Below are 17,745 nucleotides of genomic sequence, written 5' to 3'. Positions count from 1 at the left end.
TCCACACCGGAGGCTGACTGTCCAAGCACTCAGTTGTGGTTTAGGCTGCGCCGACCTTTTTGGCAATAATGCCTTCGATGTACTTGACGACGCTCTGCAGCGGCACGCGCCCCAGCACGTCTTCCAAGAAAGCGGTGACCAGCATTTTCTCGGCCAACTCTTTGCTGATGCCGCGTGAACGAAGAAAGAAAAGCTGCTCCTGATCCACTGGGCCGGTGGTGGAGCCGTGCGAACAGCGCACATCGTTGGCGTTGATTTCCAGCTGCGGCACGCTGAAGTTTTGGGCTTCGCTGCTGAGCATCAGGGTGCGGTGCTTTTGGTAGGCGTCGGTTTTTTGTGCGCCCAGGTCCACTTTGATCATGCCGCTGAACACGCCCACGCTTTGGTCGTCGCTGACGCCTTTGTAGAGCAAATCGGAGTAAGCGTTGGGCGCGGCGTGATGCTGGAGGGTGTAGTGGTCAAAGTGCTGGTCTTCGTTGGCAAAGTAGAGCGCCAGCATTTCGCTGCTCGAGCCTTGCCCGCGCAAGTGGCTCTGCATTTCGGTGCGGCTGAGGGTGCCGCCCATCGTGACCACGAGGCTGTTGAGGGTCGCGTCACGGCCCACGTCGCCGCGCTGGCGCTGAATGTGGGTGACGCCCTTGCCCCAGTTCTGGATGCTGACGTAGCGCAGGCGAGCGCCGTCTTTGACAACGAGTTCGACTGCGCCGATAGCGTAGGTGCCGGGCAAGTCTTCGCTGTCTTGCTCGTCGATAAAAGTCACTTGGGCGTTTTCTTCGGCCACCACCAGGGTACGGGTAGCGGTGTAGGTGCCGGCCTCACTCATCACGCGGAACGACCCGAGCGGAAGCTCGACTTCTACGCCGCGCGGCACGTAGACGAACGCGCCGTTTGTCCACAGGGCCGCCGCCAGAGCGCTGAACTTGCCCTCGCTGGGATCGGGTGATTTGCTGGGCGTGGTGCCGGGCGCGGCAATGGTGGTGTCGTCCGGCACTTCAGCGGGAACCACACTGTAGAGGTACTGCTGAACCTTGTCGGGGTACTGCTCCACCGCCGTTTTGAGATCGGTGAAGATCACGCCTTTGGCGCTCAGCTCGGTGGGCAACTCAGTGCGGTAGACCACGTCGGGGCCGTCCATCACCAAGAATGCGCCCACGTCGGTGCTGCTCAGACGTTCGCGCACGCTGGCAGGCAAGGCCGAGAGGTCGGCGACCATATCGCGCTTGGGATGCGGGCGCAGCTTGGCGAAATCGATGGTGACTTGGGTGTACTTCCAGGCTTCCACGCCGCTGTGAGGCACTTCGAGCGTGTCGAAGAGATCGAAGCTGGCCTTGCGCTTGGCATTCAGCCAGTCGGGGCCAGTGTGGGCAGCGAGTTGGTCAGAGAATGGGGAATTGGTCATGCGGTGGGGTTCTCCTTTTGCCAGTCCACTGTGTTGAGATTGGGATTCCGGTCAAAATGTTTAGTGTTTTGGGCAGCTTAAAGATGAAAATCAGATCAACCCATGAACGATTCGACTTCAATAATAAAGACAGCCGGAGTATTGAAGTAAAAGGTCAGCCGCCCATGATTTTCGTAAGGGGCTTGAACTTGGTGGCCGCCTGCTGTGAGTTGCGCGTGAACGGCCCGCACTTGCTCCGGCGTATCTTGCAAAAAGCCGATGTGAAAGACTTTAGGGTAACTCACGTCTTTGCTTTTGAAGACAGAAATGAGTGAGCCGTCATCGTCATGCAGGAAGGTCATGTTGTCGTTTCTGGGCATTCCTTCGGCCTGCTTAAGGCCAAAGAAAAGCTCGAAGATCTCGACGGCGGCAGGAACGTCAGTAACGCCTAAGTTGATGTGATTGAGTTTCAAGTTTATCTTCTCTCTTCCAATGAAGTTCCGTCCGAAATTACTGAAAGCTCAGCCGCTGTCCCGACAATTCGATTTGAGGATAGAAACCGAACTACGAACAGAGCGAGCCCTCGTTCATAAAAACTTCAGCAGTTTTGGCCGAGGCATAAGCACCTTGAACAGCACGCGCCAATTCACAAGTAGAATTTCCTGCTTTGAATCTCTCGTAAGAAGTACGGTTGACAAAAACTCGGCAAGTCGCCGTCTGTCCATCATCTAACGAGAAAATTTCAAAAGCTTCGATACACCTTCTGGCATCAGCACTCGGATTCTCAGTATCTTTGACTTGCACAGCCACTTCACGTCTTGGATAACTTTCGCCAATATCTTGCAGAGCATAGACCTGATGGGTAAGCCTAAAGAAAGTACGCTTCAAGATGTTTGGGTCAAAGGTAATAGCAAGCACCGACCATACTAGAAAAACAAATCCAAAGATAATTTTGGCAAGTAGGGTCAGTGCTGGTTTCAACTATCCGACGCTGCCTTCCATTTCCAACTCAATTAGCCGGTTCAACTCCACGGCGTACTCAAGTGGCAATTCTTTGGCAATCGGCTCGATGAAGCCGCGCACAATCAAACCTGCCGCCTGATCTTTGCTGAGGCCGCGACTTTGCAGGTAAAGAATCTGCTCGTCATTGATCTTGGAGACGGTGGCTTCGTGACCCACGCGGGCATCCTTTTCCTCAATCTCGATGTAAGGATAGGTGTCGGTGCGGGCTTCCTCGTCGAGCAAGAGGGCGTCGCATTCCACATTGGTTTTGCTGCCCTTCGCGCCTTCGTAAATCTTGACCAGGCCACGGTAAGAAGAACGGCCCGAATCCTTGCTGATCGACTTGCTGACAATCGTGCCGCTGGTGTTGGGCGCAAAGTGAACGATCTTGCCGCCCGCGTCTTGATGCTGGCCGCGTCCCGCCATCGCAATGCTCAAGATCTCGCCGCGTGCGCCTTCTTCCAGGAGGTAGCAGGCCGGATACTTCATGGTGACTTTGCTGCCGAGGTTGCCGTCGACCCATTCCATCACGCCATTGCCGTACACGGCGGCCCGCTGCGTGACAAGGTTGTAGACGTTGTGCGACCAGTTTTGAATGGTGCTGTAGCGGAAGCGTGCGCCTTCTTTGACCACGATTTCAATGACGCCCGAGTGGAAGCTGTCGGCGTTATAGGCAGGTGCGGTGCAACCCTCGATGTAATGCGCTTGAGCGCCTTCATCAATGATAATCAGGGTGCGCTCAAACTGACCGCTGCTCTCGGCATTGATGCGGAAATAGGTTTGCAGTGGGATGTCCACCTTGACGCCTTTGGGGACGTAGACAAAGCTGCCGCCACTCCAAACCGCAGAGTTGATGGCCGCGAACTTGTTGTCTTCCGGCGGAATAATGGTGGCGAAATGCTCGCGGAAGAGCTCAGGGTATTCTTTGAGGCCGTCTTCAATGCTGAGGAAGACCACGCCCAACTTTTCCCACTCTTCTTTGAGGTTGTGGTACACCATTTCCGATTCGTACTGTGCGCCCACACCGGCCAGCATAGCCCGCTCGGCTTCGGGAATGCCCAATCGCTCGAAGGTCTTTTTCACGTCCTCGGGTACATCGTCCCAGCTGCGGGCGTTCATGCCCTCGGGCTTGATGTAATAGTAGATTTCATCGAGGTTGAGGCCGCTCAAATCCGCGCCCCAAGTCGGCATCGGCTTGCTGTAGAAGATGTCCAATGCTTTGAGGCGGAAGTCCAGCATCCACTGGGGTTCGTCTTTGGTCTTGCTGATCATTTCGACGACTTCGCGGCTCAGACCTTTGGGCGCTTTGAAGGCGTACTTCTCAGGATTGCTCCAACCGTATTCATAGTCGGTGTTGATGTCATTGACTGCGGGATTAATGGTCATTTGAACTCCTTAGAGTGTATAGATGGTGCGGGCAGCGAGGCGAAACGGCTCAGGCTGTAGCCAATTCCTTGACCCATTCGTAGCCCTGCGAATCCAGCTTCTTGGCGAGTTCGGGGCCGCCAGACTGCACTACTTTTCCGTTCACGATGATGTGGACTTTATCGGGGATGATGTAATCCAAGAGGCGCTGGTAGTGGGTGATGATCAAACCGCCGAGATTCTCGCCGCGCATCGAGTTGACGCCTCTGGCCACAATCTTGAGGGCGTCCACGTCGAGGCCCGAGTCGGTTTCGTCCATGATGATGTAGGTGGGGTCGAGCATCAGCATCTGCAAAATTTCGTTGCGCTTTTTCTCGCCGCCGGAAAAGCCCGCGTTGAGGTAGCGCTCCACGATGCTCTCGTCCCATTCCAACGTTTTGAGGGCGGCCAGCAGCTTGTTGTAAAACTCGGTGAAGCTGACTTCCTCGCCCTCGGCTTTGCGGGCCTGCATGGCGAGGCGCAGGAAGTTGGCGATGGTCACGCCCGGAATTTCAACCGGGTACTGGAAGGCCAGAAAGAGGCCGAGGCGGGCACGCTCGTCGGGTTCCATTTCCAGAATGTTCTGACCGTCGACCAGGATCTCGCCTTCGGTGACGGTGTACTCAGGGTCGCCGACGATGACTTTGGCGAGGGTGCTCTTGCCGTTGCCGTTCGGCCCCATCACCGCGTGCAGCTCACCGCGCGGCACGATCAGGTCGATGCCCTTGAGGATCTGCAAGTCCCCGACGCAAGCGTGCAGGTTTCGGATCTCGATTTGGTGCGGGGCGCTCTGCTGCGGACTGGTGGTATCTTCGGTCATAACTCTCCTTAGGATGTGAAGCTGCTTTTAGGAATCATTCCTACTTACTGGCCCATTCTAACGGCTCAGCACCCCTAAAGTCGAGTGGTTTAGTGCGGATTCGGGAAGCTCCAAGATGAGAAGGCCGAGGCATTTTTCACGCTTGCCATAGACGGCTATGCTAAGAGGTAAAGGGTGAATGTCCTTTCCCTGATTCAGGCCGCTGGGCCGCTGCTGTGGGTGTTGTTGGCGCTGTCGATCTACACCATCTACCTGACGACGCTGCGGGTCTTGGAACTCTCTAGGCTGGGTCAGGATTCTGCTTCTGCGGCCCTGATCGAGCGCACGCGGGCCGTGACTGCCGAGTCGGGCGGAGCGGCGGCGCTGGCCGAAATTGATTATTCGGGTTTGCAGACCCCCACCGCCAATGTGCTGCGGGCCGGACTCGCCAGAGCCGACCGGGGCATCGACGCCGCGCAGGCCGCCATGAACGGAGCCATCTTGCAAGAAGACGCCCGGTTGTACGCGGGCATCAGTGCGCTGGGCACGGTGGCCCAGATCGCGCCGTTGATCGGTTTGCTCGGCACCGTGATCGGAATGGTGCGCTCGTTTATCGTCTTTTCGCAGACCACCGCGCCCACGCCTTCGCAGCTTGCCACCGGCATCAGCGAAGCGCTGATCAATACGGCGGGCGGCCTGATCGTGGCGATTGTGGCGTACGTGGCCCGCAACGCTCTGCGTTCCCGCGCCGACCGAATCGCAGCGGGGGCCGAGCGGGTGCGCGAGGAACTTCCGGCTTGGTTGAGCGTGGTGGTGCCCACTGCGCCCGTGCGGGCTGCTCCCGCCCGTCCAGCGGCCCAGACCAACGCCCAGGCCGCGCCGATTGCTCCGCTGGAATTCACCTTCGAGGGCAGCAAAACGCCATGAAGCGGACTCCGGCCACTGCAACAACTCCTAAAACACAAAAGGCCTGGCCCCCTTTGGAAGCCTTATGAGACGCCGCTTCCGGGAAGAACAGCCGCTGACTTTTGATTTTGCGCCGATGGTGGACATCGTGTTGCTGCTGCTGATTTTCTTCTTTTTGACCAGTAACCTCAACGCCCGCCAAAACGCTTTGCCGCTGGATTTGCCCCGCGCTTCGCAGACGGTGCAGCAAACTCCCGAATTGCCGGTGGTCAGCTTGGAGCGCTCTGGCAAGCTGTACCTCAACGGCAAAGAAACCACCCTGACCAAACTGGGCGCTCAGCTTAAGCCTCTGCTTCAGGTGTCGGGCGGCACGGTGGGCCTGCGGGCCGATGAAAAAGGCAACTACGGCGGCGTGGTGCAGGTGATGGACGTGATCAAGAAAGCCGGCGGCGAGCGCCTGGCCCTCGGCACCAAGACCGGGAGCAAATAAGCGCCGTGAAGACTGCCGCACTCTCCTTGACTTCATCGCCAGCTATTCACCAAAGGAGTCGGCCTTGACCGTTCGAGTGCTGCCACCTGACAACGCTGACCGGGCGCGGGCGCTGGGCGTTACCCTCATTGTTCACGCGGCCTTGCTGCTGGGCATTTTGGCGCTGCGCCCTCCGGCCCCCACCCGCTCGCTGACTCCGCCGGATTTGAGCCGCGCTCCGCTGGAAGTGGTGACGCTGGCTCCCGAAGTCCTGACGCCCACACAACCCGTCACGCCGCCAGCGACAATCAAAACGCCGCCCAAAACGGTGGTTCAGCCCACCCCCAAAACGCCGCTCAAGACCCAAACGCTGAAACCCGAGCCGCCCAAGCCCAAGCCCGTGGTAGTGCAGCCGCCCAAACCAGTCGTGCCCGTGCCCAGACCGACCGCAGTAACGCCTCCAGTGGTTAAGCCGCCGGTTGCCACGCCGCCCAAACCTACGCCCCAGAAGTCGTCCACGCCGGAAACGGCCGCGCCTAAAACACCAACGGCCCAAACGACGCCCGCACCCAACACGCAGCCGCAAGAGCAGCCCAAAGTTCCCACCGAAACGGCCCGCACCGCGCCCACCCGGACGCCAACGACCAACCCGACGCCGACCCCCTCCCCTACTCCCACGCCGCAGGCCACCCCTACACCGCAAGCGACCCCCACTCCACAAGCGACACTGACGCCGCCCAGCGACGTACCCACCACCCAGCCGACGCCGGAATCGAGGCCCGCGCAAACCCCAACGCCGCAGGCCACCCTCACCGAGCCTTCGCGCACGCCTAGCGATCAGCCGTCTCCGACGCCCAGCCCCACACCCGCACCTATTCAAAATCAGGCGGCTCAGGTGGAAACGCCCACGCCAGCCGCGCCCACCAGCCGCGAGATTCAGCCCAACGCCGCAGCGCCCGACGCGCCCGCACCGCCCACGCCGACGGCCGCCGCTGCACCCGCTCCAGACCCCGCCCCGATCACTTCTCTGCCCAGACGCGAGGACGCTGCCGCCCCCACCCAGCAGACCGAAGCGGCACGCGGCGGCGGCGCGGCGGGCGACCCCGGCACGCAAGCGGCAGCGCCCGCCCGCCGCAGTGAGAGCGCAGCCAGCAACTTACCCGCCATCAACGAGATCGCCCAGGCCGCGCCGAGGGCAGGCCGAGCAGCGACGGCTGCGCCCGCTCCCGCCGCGCCCGTCTCACCGCGCCCGCAGATTTCTGCCAGCGACATTCCCGCTGCGCCGGCCCGCAATACCAGTCCGGTGGCCACCCGGCCCAGCGAAACCCCCAGCCAATCGCCAGCGCCCGCACGCGGAAGCAGCGGCGGCCAAGCCTCGGCCAGCCCGACCCCAGAAACGGCCGTGCGCCCAAGTGGGAATGCCAGCAATGCGGCGGGCAGCACTGCCACCCCCGAAGCGACCCGGCCCACCGGTGGCAGCAGCAGCGGAGCACAGAGCGGCGCGAATCCGGTCACGGCTCGGCCCGGCGCAGGCAGCGGTTCGGGGCCGCAAAATGCCGCCAGCGGCGAAGCGGCAACCCCGGCAGGCGGCAGCGGCGCGGCGGCGGCCAATACCCCCGGCGCGGACAGCACCGCGCCCACACGCGGCACGCCCGGCAGTCGCGGCGTGAGTGCCGACGCTCCCGCTGCGCCCCGCGAATCGGCAGGCAGCAGCACCGGAAGCGGCGCGGGCGGCAGCCCCGCTGTGGGTGAGGTGGCAGGCCGTCCAGCGGGGGGCGGCGGGCGGGCCGGCGCTCCACAACCCGCCGGTGACGCCGAGGGAAGGCAAGTTGGAGGCAACCCCGATACCTACGGCGGGCCTTCAGCGGGCCAAACCGACGGCATCGCTAGCGGCGGCGGGCGGGCCAGCGGCGCAGGCGGCGACGGCGCGGGCAACGAGAACAAAGCCCTGCTCTGCACCGTTGCAGTTGACGTGCGCGGCCTGGATAAGCGCTTTGAGCGGGCGCAGACCAGTTTTGTCTTCGACCAGAATGGCAATCAACTCTGGCCCGACGCCGAGCTGATTAAAGGCGTCAGCTCACAGCTCGTCAATGAAGGCAACTTGCACACCTACCTGACCGCCGAGGGCCAGATCAGCCAATTTAAGAATGTCACCCGCATTCGGGCCGTCAGGGTGCAGGCCACCAAGTTCGCGCCAAAGAGCAACTACATCACCGACGCGGTACTCGACGCGGCCGGCGCAGCGGCCTTCAGATCGGCGGGTCAGGCCTGCCGCTTGGCTTATCTCAAGGACTAGAGCATAGGTCTCAAACCCGTCACCTTGAGGTCAGCTCTGCGTCATTTTGAAGCACTAAATAGATGGTTAGTTCAGACACTCTTCCCCAAAACTCCACTTGACTCAACAGCTCAGCGAGGTAATTCATGCGTAAAACGTCTCTCGGTCTGGTTCTGCTCACCGCCCTCACTTCTGGCCCTGCACTGGCTTGGGTGCCCAAGCTCGAAGACCAAAGCGCCAAAACCGTGATCGACAGCGCGTATGGCCGCCGCGCCACTGTGCCCACCTTTTACACGCTTGACCTCAGCGTGGACGGCGGAAAATTCAAAGCGCCCGACGGCAGCGTCAAGGTGTACGACGGCGGCGACACTTGCCTGAGCAGTTGGCTGGCCAACCCCACCGATTTTGCTCAGGGCAGCCGGGTGGGCAGCTTGACGCTCAGCGGTCAGGCCGACCAGCTCTTGTTTGCCGCCCAAGACGCCCGTGACAACTTCAAGAACATGACCTCCGCCAGCGCCCTGAGCAGCTTTGGCGCGGGCGTCTTGCCGGACGGCAGCAACGATTACGGAGCCAAGTTGCCTGCGCCGGCTGCCACCCCCGCTCCAGGCTCTGCGCCCTCTCTGCCTGACGGTCAGCTCAGAATTGATGTCTCGGTCAGGGGGCTGAGCGATTTGCAGCAGCGCAGCGCCTATCAGGTGCGCCTCAAAGGGCCGGACGGCAAACTGCTCGCGCCCACCCGCTTCAGCTTCGTCAACGACTGGAAAGCTGGAGCCGACGGGAAGCAGGCCGGAACGTTGGTGTATTACTTCGAGCCGCTCAAAGCGGGCCTGAACGCCAATGCCAAAGTGGATTTGTTGATTCGCAACGAGCAGGGCGGCTGCGCCTACGACTTTATTTTGGACTTGAGCAAGTTCAGCTAAACGCGAAGCAGCAGCACCAACAGCAGCGCCCACCAACTTATTCAGGTGGGCGCTGCTACCGTATTGGCGTTCCTTATTTTTTCCACAAGCCGTGTGCCACACGCCGCCCGTCTACCTGCCGCAGACTGAAAGCATGAAAGTTTATATCGGCACTGGCGGCTACACCAACGACGACTGGATCGGCGAGGACTTGCTCTACGCACCCGGCACCAAGCAGACCGATTTCCTGAGTATTTACGCTCAGCACTTCGACGCCGTAGAACTCAACTCCAGCTTTTACGGCATTCCCGGCCTCAAGGCTTTCGAAGGCATGGCCAAGCGCTCGGCGGGCCGCACCCGCATGGCCGTCAAGCTCAACAAGGTCTTTACCCACGACCAAACGCCCCAAGACAGCGACTTTGACCGGATGCTGCAAAGCCCCGAGCCGCTGCGCGAAGCGGGCATCATGGGGCCGTATTTGGCTCAGTTTCCCTACCGCTTTCACCGCACGCCGCCCAACCGCAAATACTTGCAGGCGCTGGCCGAGCGCTTTGCCGGACACGAGCTGGCCGTGGAATTTCGCCACCAGAGCTGGGACAAACCTGAGGTGCGCGAGGGCCTGCGCGAATTCGGCCTGATCTGGGTCAGCCCCGATTATCCGCCGGTCGCGGGCGTGCCGGAGCCGAGCCTGCACGTCACGGCAGACGTGGCCTACTTGCGGCTGCACGGGCGCAACAGCGGCAATTGGTGGAGCGGGGAAAGCGCTGCCGAGCGCCACGATTACCGCTACACCCAAGCTGAAATGGACGAATGGGCCGCCAAAATCGCTTTTGTCGACGGCGAAGTCGACGAACTGTACGTGTTTTTTGAAAACACCACTCGCGGGCACGCCCTTAAAAATATTCCGATGCTGCGCCAAGCACTAACTGCTCAGGGAATCGCTGTTACTACACCAAAGCCGTTGCAAGACAGCTTACTTTGAGTCTTCATACGTTGCTGATTTGACCTAAAGAAACTGTTGAACGATTTTCTAAGAAGTCTCACAAAAAGAGGCTGTTCCTAACATATCCAGCGACTTAAACACGTTGGCGTGCAGCAAAAAATGGCCTTCATTTTCTCTTGAGTAAAAGCGGCTTCGTCTCCAAAGATGAAAGAAAGATTGGTATTGGATGGGTTTCCAAAGTGTGTCAGAACCGTTACGGTTGGTCTGACTGTACGGCGGCCAAACGCGCCACCGGCAGGCGGTTGTCTTATGAAATACCTTTCATCTCACAAAGGCGAAGCGAAATTTCGGCAACTCAACCTCAGTTCTCTTTTGAATGAATTGGACTGACTTTTTAAGGAGATATACATGACCAATCGGGATTTTCTTTCACATCGTTTGAGCTGGCGCGGCATCTTTGCCGGTTTGGTGGTGGGCTTGGTGGTTCAGCTGACCCTCATCGCCCTCGGCACAGCCATTACCGCAGTCACCGGCATTACCTTGTCGGGTGTGGGCATCGCCGCCGTCATTTGGCTGGCCATCAGCGTGCTGATCGCGGCTTACGCAGCCGGCTTGGTCGCCGTGCGGGCCAGCGCTCCGTCTACCGTTGACGGCACGCCCGGCATCGCCGCCATGACCAAAGACGACGCCACCTTGACCGGCCTGGTGACCGGCAGCTTGTTGGTTTTGCTGGGCAGCTTGCTCGGCTACAACGCGCTCAGCTCTGCCACCGGCGCGGCGACCAGCGCCCTCGGCAGCTTGGCCAGCGCCGTGCCAGGACTGGCCAGCTCCGCCACCAACGCCGCCAATCAAGCCGCCCAAACGCCCCAGGGCCAAAACATTATCGGCAACTTCAGCCAGTCGGACGTGGAAAACCTGATCGCGCAGGCCAGCCCCGACCTCAACCAGCAGCAGGTCAGCGCCGCTGGCAACGTGGTCACGGGTATCGTGAGCCGCGCCGCCAACGACTTGGGCGACTTGACCAGCGTCAATAACGTCGGCGACTTCGTGACCAAGCGCACCGACGCCATCAAAAAGGCCTTGACCGGCGATCAGTTCTTGACCCGTTTGCAGCGTCAGGGCCTGAGCCAAGCGCAAGCCGCCGAAGTGCAGACTTCGGTCAATGACGGCATCACCGCCGCCGAGAAGCAGGCCGCCGCCACCGCTGCCGCCACCGAGCGGATCGCCCGCAGCGCCGCCAACACCGCCGGTTGGGGCTGGCTGCTGGCCGCTGGCCTGACCTTGCTGCTGGCCATCACCGGCGCACGCAGCGCGGCAGGCGGTGGCCGCACCGTTACGCCCCGCTAAGCACAGCGTCAGCACTTAATTTCAGATCACAGAAGGGCGGAGGCTAAGGCTTCCGCTCTTTCGTTGTGGCTTGGCGCTGCGCTCAGTCCCATTTTTGCCTTGCTCTTATTTTTTGCGCCACACTATCTTCATGCGGCAAAACATTCGTGGCACTTCACCTTGGGAAGACGTGGTGGGCTACTCACGGGCGGTGCGGGTCGGTCATCACGTCAGCGTGGCAGGCACGACGGCCACTGTAGGCGGCCAAGTGGTACATCTTGGCGACGCGGCGGGCCAAACCCGCGTCATCTTGGAGATCATTCGCTCGGCCCTCGAACAAGCCGGAGCAAGCTTAAGTGACGTGGTGCGAACTCGGATTTATCTGACTGACATTTCGCGCTGGGAAGAAGTGGGGCGCGTTCACGGCGAAGTATTCGGCGCTATTCGCCCCGCCACCAGCATGGTGCAGGTCGCCGCGCTGATTGACCCGCAGTATCTGGTCGAAATTGAAGCAGACGCAGTGATCGGGGCGGGGCTGTGAGCGCCGTCCTCGGGTACGGCTTGGCGGCAGTGGGCAGGCCCGCTTACATCAACGTGGGCCACGCGGCTGACTTCGCGGAGGGCCGCAGCGTAGGCGACCTACGGCAGCGCACCCACACCCTGCTCGACGCCACCTGGGAAGCGGGCCTGAGGTATTTCGACGCGGCCCGCTCATATGGCTTGGCTGAAGTCTTTTTGGGCGAGTGGCTGGCGGCGCATCCGGATCGGCGCGGGCAATTGCTGATCGGCTCCAAATGGGGCTACCGCTATGTCGGCGAGTGGCGCATGGACGCCGCGCAGCACGAAATTAAAGATCATTCGCTCACCACTTTTGAGCAGCAGTGGCCGGAAACCTTGGCGGCGCTGGGTGGGCCGCCGGATTTGTACTTCATTCACAGCGTCACGCCGGACAGTCCGGCTCTCAGGGACGCAGCCTTGCTCAAACGCTTGGCGCAGCTCGGTGAGCGGGGCGTCACGGTGGGCTTATCGGTCAGTGGGCCGCAACAGGCCCAGATTTTGCAGGCCGCTTTGGCGCTGGGCGGGCCATTCGGCGCGGCGCAGGCCACTTGGAACGTGCTGGAGCGCTCTGCCGAAGACACCCTCAGCGAAGCCAAGGCGGCGGGCTGGCGGGTGGTGATCAAAGAAGCGCTGGCCAACGGAAGGCTGGCCACACCAGCGCCGCCCGCACTGCGCGACCTCGCTGAGCAGCACGCTTCTACACCTGACGCGCTGGCACTGGCAGCCGCTTTGGCGCGTCCTTGGGCAGATGTGGTGCTGAGCGGCGCGAGTACGCGGGCGCAGCTTGAAAGCAACCTCAGCGCGGCGCAGCTGATCGAAGCCGATTTCTCAGCGCTGGAAACGCTGCGCGAACCCGCCGAAACGTACTGGCAAACCCGCTCGCAGCTCCGCTGGAATTGACACCCGTCTGCCCTTTCTTCTATACTCCCTGAGCTTGTCTGTGTCACTTGTTGATCTCGGCAGCCCGCCAGTGTAGCTCAGGGGTAGAGCAACTGATTCGTAATCAGTAGGTCGTCAGTTCGAATCTGACCTCTGGCTCCAAAGAATTCGCCCGCCCAGTGCGGGTTTTTTCGTTTCTATATCTGCTAAACAATTGCCTAATTCTGGACCGTGTGCGTGACGCGTGCGTAGACGGCATTTTTAACAGCTCGTTATGGAGTGAAAGCGGATGCGCGGCATACCCGCCAGCTTCACCAATGCCTGATAAGTGTTGGAAAGCGCGTCTGGATTGATCGGGCCGCCCAGCACAGCACTTACGGTCACTGCTCTGAGCTGCCCGTGCTGCGGAGCATGTGGGCGAAAACGAAGCGGCGGCGCTTTTAAGAAAGCGCCGCCGCAGAGTGAAAAACTCAAGTTTAGGGAAGTTTCAAGTCAGGCGGAATCAGGACACTGTCAATGACATGCACCACGCCGTTGCTGGCTTTCATATCCACAGCCGTGACGGTGGCGTCGTTGATCTTGACGTTGTTGCCGTCTTTGGTCACGTTGAGGCTTTGGCCTTCAGCGCTGGCGAGTTGAGTGGAGCCGGTCACTTGTTCGCCGGTCAGGTTGCCTGCAACCACATGGTAGAGCAGGACTTGCTTGAGGAGCGCCGGATCGGAGGCGATTTTGGCCAGCGTATCGGGATCGACTTTGGCGAAAGCCTCGTCGGTGGGCGCAAACAAGGTGTAGGTGCCACCCATCAGCGTTTCGGTGAGGTCTGCGTCACTCAGTAAGGAGCGCAGGGTGCCGAAGCGGTCGTCATTGACAATCACGTCATAAATGGTGTTGTCGCCCATGCTGACGTCGGCCATAGTCGTATCAGCCGTAGTTGTGTCCGTCGCAGCGGTGTCGGTCGTGGCAGCGGGGGCAGCCGCCGTATCAGTGGCAACGGTGGTGTCCACGCTCATCGCGCCGCTGTCTACGGGCATAGGCATGGTCAGCGGCGTGGCGGGGATAGAGCTGGGCGTCGCGGCTGCGGGAGCCTGAGCCATCTCAGTGGGCATCGCAGCGGCAGCATCCGACGTTCCAGTGTCCGTGGACGCGGCGTTGTCTGCCATTCCGTTATCGCTGGTCATGGTGTCGTCTGTGGCTGCGGGCGCTGGGGCCGGAGTCGCCGCCACTGCTGGCGCGGCGGGCTTCATAGCCGTCATCGGCGGCAACAACACGGTATCCACCACATGAATCACGCCGTTGCAAGCGGGCACGTCGGCCTGCACCACGTTCGCGCCGTTGATCATCACTTTGCTGCCCATCATCTGGACGCTGAGGGTAGCGCCCTGCGCGGTTTTGATGCTCTTGAGGTTCATGACCTGTTTGGCATTCACCTTGCCCGGCACCACGTGGTAGAGCAGCACCGACTTGAGCAGCGCCGGGTCATTAAGAACGCCCGACAGCACGTCGCTGGGGAGTTTGTTGAACGCCGCGTCGGTGGGCGCAAACACCGTGTACTGCCCGCTCTTGAGGGTGTCCACCAGGCCTGCGGCTTGCAGCGCGACCAGCAGGGTGCTGAACTGGGCGTTGTTGGCCACCGTATCGGCAATGCTCATGCACTTGGCAGCGGGCATCGCGGTGGGTTTGGTGGTGGGCTTGGCTCCTGCTCCGCCCGCAGACGCGGCAGAAGCAGCCATCAAGCCGCACGACAGCAAAACGATCATCTTTCTATGCATCTCATTCACCTCTAAACGTAAATTTAACAATCCTAACCAACACTACGTTCTAAGTCGAAAGCGCGTTGGCGGAATGGGAATAGGATACCTTAGCAAAACTTCATTTCTATTTGGGTTAAATCTCACCTTTTACTCACTTACCGGTGCGGGCGTCCCCAAGCACTGGTCAGAATATAAGCGAGCCCACCCAAAACGCCGGCCGTCAGCGCGAAACGCAGCACACCGAGCAGCAGCGAAGCGGTGGTGGTCAGGACTTGGCCCAGTCCCGATACCAACTCGCCCAGCAACCACAGCGCCGTCAAGCTCAAGAGCGCGGCGAGAACAAGGCCCAGTACCGCCAGCAGCAAACGAATCATCACCCGCAGTGTAGAGCGAAGTTGACCTCACACCATAAATGTAAAGCGTCGCCAGCGCCACACTGCTTGTCTGCCGCTCAGTCCGGCAGCACTTTGCCGAGCGCCCAGATGCTCAGGCCCAGCGCCGCGCCGTAACTGAGGTGTGCGCCGAGGCGGTTGAGATGTCCGCGCACATCGCTGCTGGCCGGGCCGTCTTGCAAGCCGAGAAACGGCACCAAAGTCTCGTCTACGGCGATCCAAAGTGCCGCGCCGAACAAGCTGCCACTGAGGGGGTTCGCGCCGCGCTGGGCTGTCAGTGCGCCGTAGAGTGCGCCGCTGCCCGCGCCCATACCCCAATGCACCGCTTCACTCAGAGAAGCGCGGGCATCTCGGCTGGGGGTTTTGTGGGCAATCAGCTCGTAAGCAAAGCGGCCCAGCGCCGCCGTCGGGCTTTCGCCGTTTTGGTGTTGCTGGCCCAGCGGCGAAATGACGTTTTGGTCGGGTTGCGGCTTTTGTTTGTGCGCGCCGGCTTTGGGCGGCTGCACCAGCGGAGCGATTTTCGTCCAATACTGGCCCATCGCCAGCGTGCCGACCAAGCTGCCAGCCAGGCCCAGCAGCGCTCCACGGTACGCGGGCGAGGGCTGAGAAGACAACTCGATCAAACCGAAGCGGCGCAGCAAATGGGTGGTCAGTGAAGTCTTAGAGCGCGGAGTCCGGGTCATGCTCCAAAGTAAACCGCCGCAACCCTCGGGGCGCGGCGGATAAAGGCTTGCTGAATACTCAGCGGGCAGGATTTAGCGTTTAGGAGAAGTTGGCTCGTCGGCGGCGGGCGGGTTTTTCTCGAGGCCGTTCTGGTTCCAGACTTGCTGCGCCCGAGCTTTTTGACGGGTAGATAAAGTTTTGACCGGTTCCCTGCCCGGCCCAAGCAGCCCGGTGAGTCGCAGCAGCCCCAGCACCAGCACCGAAGGCAGGGCCAGAACCGACAGCGCCGCGCTGCCTGCCGCCCGGCCCAGCGGCGGCGGCCTGAGCGGCAGCGGCGGACGCGGCGCGTGGTGCGGCGGATGCACCGGGCGGCGCTCATGCAGGCCCAGCGCGGCGGCCTTGGCGGTGCTGGCCCGGCCCTGTACGCCCGCGAGTTGCTCTTTTTCGCCGGGGCGCTGACTATAAACCCAAGTGACTTCCGCGCCAAAAAAGATCACCATGCTGGAAAAGTAAATCCACAGCAGCACCACGAACAAAGTGCTGGCCGCGCCGTAAACGCTGCCGGGGGTGGCGCGGGCAAAATACACCCCAATCGCCGCTTGCGACAGCACGAACAGCACCGCCGTGATGGCCCCGCCAGTCCAGACCTGCCGCCATTTGAGATTCACGGCAGGCAGCCATTTGAAGGTGGCGGCAAAAACCGGCGTAAAAAACACCATCGCCAGTAAGCCGGTGCCCAGCCGCGCAAAGTTGGCTCCTTGCCCCACCGTGTCGCCGATCTGTTTGGTGAGGGCGGTCAGGTAGGTGTTGCCCGCGATGAACACCACCACCAACGCCCCGAACACCAGCACCATCAAAAAGCCGATCAAGCGGGTGCGGATCATGCCGAGGAGTCCCGGCGCGGGCTTGACGTCCCACAGGGCATTGAGTGCGCCTTGAAGCTGCAAGAACAGGCCGGTGGACGTGAGAAATAAAGTGGCGAGGCCGGTGAAAATCGCCAGGGTATTGGCGCTGGGGTTGTCAAATTGGTCGCTGATATTTTTAACGAACGATCCCACAAACTGAGAGATATTCTTAGACGTTTCTGGGTCGCCGCTGCTGCCCAGAGCGTTTTGCACCACGTCGGTAAGCTGCTGGGTAATGGCGGCACGGTCTTGGCCCTGAAAGACGATGCCGGCCACCGTAACGATCAGAAATAAAATCGGCCCAATCGAAGAAATAGCGTAGTAAGCCAGAGCGGCGGCCAGACGCGGCGCGTTGTCTTGGTTAAAAGCGCTCACCGCGTCTTTGAGCAGCTCGAATAGGGTTTTTAGCTTGAGATTCATCTCTCACAGTATGAAAGCTGGAGCGGCGTGCTGCCTAGCGGGGCGGGGGAAGCGTCTCCTTTATCTGCCGCCTCCGATTACAGTTGTGTTTCGCTTTCTTTTGCTCTTTATGGTGTCGCCACCCGCTGCTTTGCCGCTTCCCCTGCGCCCACCTGCTAGACTCACGCCCCTGATGACCCGCAAGTTTTCTTCTGCTCGCTCTCCCGTTCAAAAAGCGGCGGCCAAGCAGGCCCAAACCGTCCGCGACCAGTTGCCACTCCAAGCCTGCATCCAGCCCAAAGTTCCGGTGGCCGGCAACGCCGTGACGCTTTACAGCGACGGAGCCTGCGACACCCAGGCCGGGCACGGCGGCTGGGCCACCTTGCTCAAGTACGGTGAGCACACCACCGAACTGTGCGGCCACGCCGGGGGCACCACCAACAACCGCATGGAACTCACCGGCCTCTTGGAAGGCCTGAAGGCGCTCAAGCGACCTTGTCAGGTGCGGGTGGTGACCGACAGCCAGTACCTGCGCAAAGCCTTTACCGACGCTTGGATTCTCAAGTGGCAGCGCAACGGCTGGAAAACGGCCAGCGGCGATCCGGTGAAAAATCAGGATTTGTGGGAAGAACTCGTGGAGCAGGCCCACAAGCACGCCCTGACGTTCGTTTGGGTCAAAGGGCACGCGGGCCACGCCGAAAACGAGCGGGTCGACGAGCTAGCGGTGGCCGAGCGCAAGAGACTGCGCTCCTCGTAGGGTGTGGGCTCTACGGAGGGAGAACAGCGCCGAATGCCGG

19 protein-coding genes and 1 tRNA gene are annotated in these 17,745 nt (G+C 60.9%); 10 read left to right on the top strand and 10 right to left on the bottom strand.

Annotated features, from left to right (window positions below; genetic code table 11):
• Nucleotides 1–40 precede the first annotated feature (40 nt).
• The 5 genes from sufD to sufC all read right to left on the bottom strand — a co-directional run bounded on the left by sufD (nt 41) and on the right by sufC (nt 4,604).
• Nucleotides 41–1,399, bottom strand: coding sequence for a Fe-S cluster assembly protein SufD (sufD, locus tag FNU79_RS07910; RefSeq protein ID WP_143720334.1), 1,359 nt, complete (start codon nt 1,397–1,399; stop codon nt 41–43).
• A 95-nt stretch (nt 1,400–1,494) separates the two neighbouring features.
• On the bottom strand, nt 1,495–1,851 hold the full coding sequence (locus tag FNU79_RS07905) for a VOC family protein (RefSeq protein ID WP_143720333.1): 357 nt from the start codon (nt 1,849–1,851) through the stop codon (nt 1,495–1,497).
• 91 nt (nt 1,852–1,942) lie between these two features.
• On the bottom strand, nt 1,943–2,359 hold the full coding sequence (locus FNU79_RS07900) for a hypothetical protein (protein ID WP_143720332.1): 417 nt from the start codon (nt 2,357–2,359) through the stop codon (nt 1,943–1,945).
• Nucleotides 2,360–3,766, bottom strand: a complete 1,407-nt coding sequence (gene sufB / locus FNU79_RS07895; RefSeq protein ID WP_143720331.1) for a Fe-S cluster assembly protein SufB — start codon at nt 3,764–3,766, stop codon at nt 2,360–2,362.
• Nucleotides 3,767–3,815: 49 nt separating this feature from the next.
• Nucleotides 3,816–4,604, bottom strand: a complete 789-nt coding sequence (gene sufC / locus FNU79_RS07890) for a Fe-S cluster assembly ATPase SufC (protein ID WP_143720330.1) — start codon at nt 4,602–4,604, stop codon at nt 3,816–3,818.
• Between the two features lie 174 nt (nt 4,605–4,778).
• Between sufC and FNU79_RS07885 the strand changes: the two genes are divergently transcribed.
• From FNU79_RS07885 to FNU79_RS07845, 9 genes are all read left to right on the top strand, one after another.
• Entirely contained in the window at nt 4,779–5,510 is a 732-nt protein-coding gene (locus FNU79_RS07885) for a MotA/TolQ/ExbB proton channel family protein (RefSeq protein WP_124868305.1), read from the top strand.
• A gap of 64 nt (nt 5,511–5,574) precedes the next feature.
• The gene (locus tag FNU79_RS07880; protein WP_124868307.1) at nt 5,575–5,979 is read left to right on the top strand and encodes an ExbD/TolR family protein; all 405 of its coding nucleotides are present in this window, start codon (nt 5,575–5,577) and stop codon (nt 5,977–5,979) included.
• 64 nt (nt 5,980–6,043) lie between these two features.
• Nucleotides 6,044–8,254 carry a hypothetical protein gene (locus tag FNU79_RS07875; RefSeq protein ID WP_143720329.1) on the top strand — a complete coding sequence of 737 codons (2,211 nt, stop codon included), beginning with the start codon at nt 6,044–6,046 and terminating at the stop codon, nt 8,252–8,254.
• 125 nt (nt 8,255–8,379) lie between these two features.
• Nucleotides 8,380–9,153: a hypothetical protein gene (locus FNU79_RS07870; protein WP_143720328.1), complete on the top strand. Its 774-nt coding sequence runs from the start codon at nt 8,380–8,382 to the stop codon at nt 9,151–9,153.
• Between the two features lie 133 nt (nt 9,154–9,286).
• Entirely contained in the window at nt 9,287–10,114 is an 828-nt protein-coding gene (locus tag FNU79_RS07865) for a DUF72 domain-containing protein (RefSeq protein ID WP_143720327.1), read from the top strand.
• A 369-nt stretch (nt 10,115–10,483) separates the two neighbouring features.
• Complete coding sequence (locus FNU79_RS07860; RefSeq protein ID WP_143720326.1) at nt 10,484–11,422, top strand: hypothetical protein; 939 nt, start codon at nt 10,484–10,486, stop codon at nt 11,420–11,422.
• Nucleotides 11,423–11,552: 130 nt separating this feature from the next.
• Complete coding sequence (locus tag FNU79_RS07855; protein WP_143720325.1) at nt 11,553–11,942, top strand: RidA family protein; 390 nt, start codon at nt 11,553–11,555, stop codon at nt 11,940–11,942.
• Nucleotides 11,939–12,859, top strand: a complete 921-nt coding sequence (locus FNU79_RS07850; protein ID WP_143720324.1) for an aldo/keto reductase — start codon at nt 11,939–11,941, stop codon at nt 12,857–12,859. Before FNU79_RS07855 ends, FNU79_RS07850 begins: the two co-directional genes overlap by 4 nt.
• 66 nt (nt 12,860–12,925) lie before the next feature.
• A tRNA-Thr gene (locus FNU79_RS07845) sits at nt 12,926–13,000 on the top strand.
• Between the two features lie 99 nt (nt 13,001–13,099).
• Here FNU79_RS07845 and FNU79_RS19640 read toward each other — a convergent pair.
• The 5 genes from FNU79_RS19640 to FNU79_RS07825 all read right to left on the bottom strand — a co-directional run bounded on the left by FNU79_RS19640 (nt 13,100) and on the right by FNU79_RS07825 (nt 16,969).
• Complete coding sequence (locus tag FNU79_RS19640; protein ID WP_263862366.1) at nt 13,100–13,222, bottom strand: hypothetical protein; 123 nt, start codon at nt 13,220–13,222, stop codon at nt 13,100–13,102.
• Between the two features lie 92 nt (nt 13,223–13,314).
• Nucleotides 13,315–14,607 carry a fasciclin domain-containing protein gene (locus FNU79_RS07840; protein WP_143720323.1) on the bottom strand — a complete coding sequence of 431 codons (1,293 nt, stop codon included), beginning with the start codon at nt 14,605–14,607 and terminating at the stop codon, nt 13,315–13,317.
• Between the two features lie 137 nt (nt 14,608–14,744).
• Complete coding sequence (locus FNU79_RS07835) at nt 14,745–14,963, bottom strand: hypothetical protein (protein WP_124868331.1); 219 nt, start codon at nt 14,961–14,963, stop codon at nt 14,745–14,747.
• A gap of 77 nt (nt 14,964–15,040) precedes the next feature.
• Nucleotides 15,041–15,664, bottom strand: coding sequence for a DUF1440 domain-containing protein (locus FNU79_RS07830; RefSeq protein ID WP_225429951.1), 624 nt, complete (start codon nt 15,662–15,664; stop codon nt 15,041–15,043).
• 72 nt (nt 15,665–15,736) lie between these two features.
• The gene (locus tag FNU79_RS07825) at nt 15,737–16,969 is read right to left on the bottom strand and encodes a YihY/virulence factor BrkB family protein (RefSeq protein ID WP_143720322.1); all 1,233 of its coding nucleotides are present in this window, start codon (nt 16,967–16,969) and stop codon (nt 15,737–15,739) included.
• A 172-nt stretch (nt 16,970–17,141) separates the two neighbouring features.
• Between FNU79_RS07825 and rnhA the strand changes: the two genes are divergently transcribed.
• Nucleotides 17,142–17,705 carry a ribonuclease HI gene (gene rnhA / locus FNU79_RS07820; protein WP_143720321.1) on the top strand — a complete coding sequence of 188 codons (564 nt, stop codon included), beginning with the start codon at nt 17,142–17,144 and terminating at the stop codon, nt 17,703–17,705.
• Nucleotides 17,706–17,745: the final 40 nt, after the last annotated feature.

It is taken from the genome of Deinococcus detaillensis (genome assembly GCF_007280555.1).
Classification (GTDB): Bacteria; Deinococcota; Deinococci; order Deinococcales; family Deinococcaceae; genus Deinococcus; species Deinococcus detaillensis.
The sequence above is the reverse complement of the archived record's forward strand: the minus strand, read 5'-3'. Positions and strand labels throughout refer to the sequence as shown.

Bases quoted from the DNA above. Each gene is read 5' to 3' on its own strand.
- FNU79_RS07840 (WP_143720323.1), bottom strand. From the start codon at position 14,607: ATGCATAGAAAGATGATCGTTTTGCTGTCGTGCGGCTTGATGGCTGCT.
- sufC (WP_143720330.1), bottom strand. From the start codon at position 4,604: ATGACCGAAGATACCACCAGTCCGCAGCAGAGCGCCCCGCACCAAATC.
- FNU79_RS07835 (WP_124868331.1), bottom strand. From the start codon at position 14,963: ATGATTCGTTTGCTGCTGGCGGTACTGGGCCTTGTTCTCGCCGCGCTC.
- FNU79_RS07830 (WP_225429951.1), bottom strand. From the start codon at position 15,664: ATGACCCGGACTCCGCGCTCTAAGACTTCACTGACCACCCATTTGCTG.
- rnhA (WP_143720321.1), top strand. From the start codon at position 17,142: ATGACCCGCAAGTTTTCTTCTGCTCGCTCTCCCGTTCAAAAAGCGGCG.
- sufB (WP_143720331.1), bottom strand. From the start codon at position 3,766: ATGACCATTAATCCCGCAGTCAATGACATCAACACCGACTATGAATAC.
- FNU79_RS07825 (WP_143720322.1), bottom strand. From the start codon at position 16,969: ATGAATCTCAAGCTAAAAACCCTATTCGAGCTGCTCAAAGACGCGGTG.
- FNU79_RS07855 (WP_143720325.1), top strand. From the start codon at position 11,553: ATGCGGCAAAACATTCGTGGCACTTCACCTTGGGAAGACGTGGTGGGC.
- FNU79_RS07860 (WP_143720326.1), top strand. From the start codon at position 10,484: ATGACCAATCGGGATTTTCTTTCACATCGTTTGAGCTGGCGCGGCATC.
- FNU79_RS07865 (WP_143720327.1), top strand. From the start codon at position 9,287: ATGAAAGTTTATATCGGCACTGGCGGCTACACCAACGACGACTGGATC.
- FNU79_RS07870 (WP_143720328.1), top strand. From the start codon at position 8,380: ATGCGTAAAACGTCTCTCGGTCTGGTTCTGCTCACCGCCCTCACTTCT.
- sufD (WP_143720334.1), bottom strand. From the start codon at position 1,399: ATGACCAATTCCCCATTCTCTGACCAACTCGCTGCCCACACTGGCCCC.
- FNU79_RS07880 (WP_124868307.1), top strand. From the start codon at position 5,575: ATGAGACGCCGCTTCCGGGAAGAACAGCCGCTGACTTTTGATTTTGCG.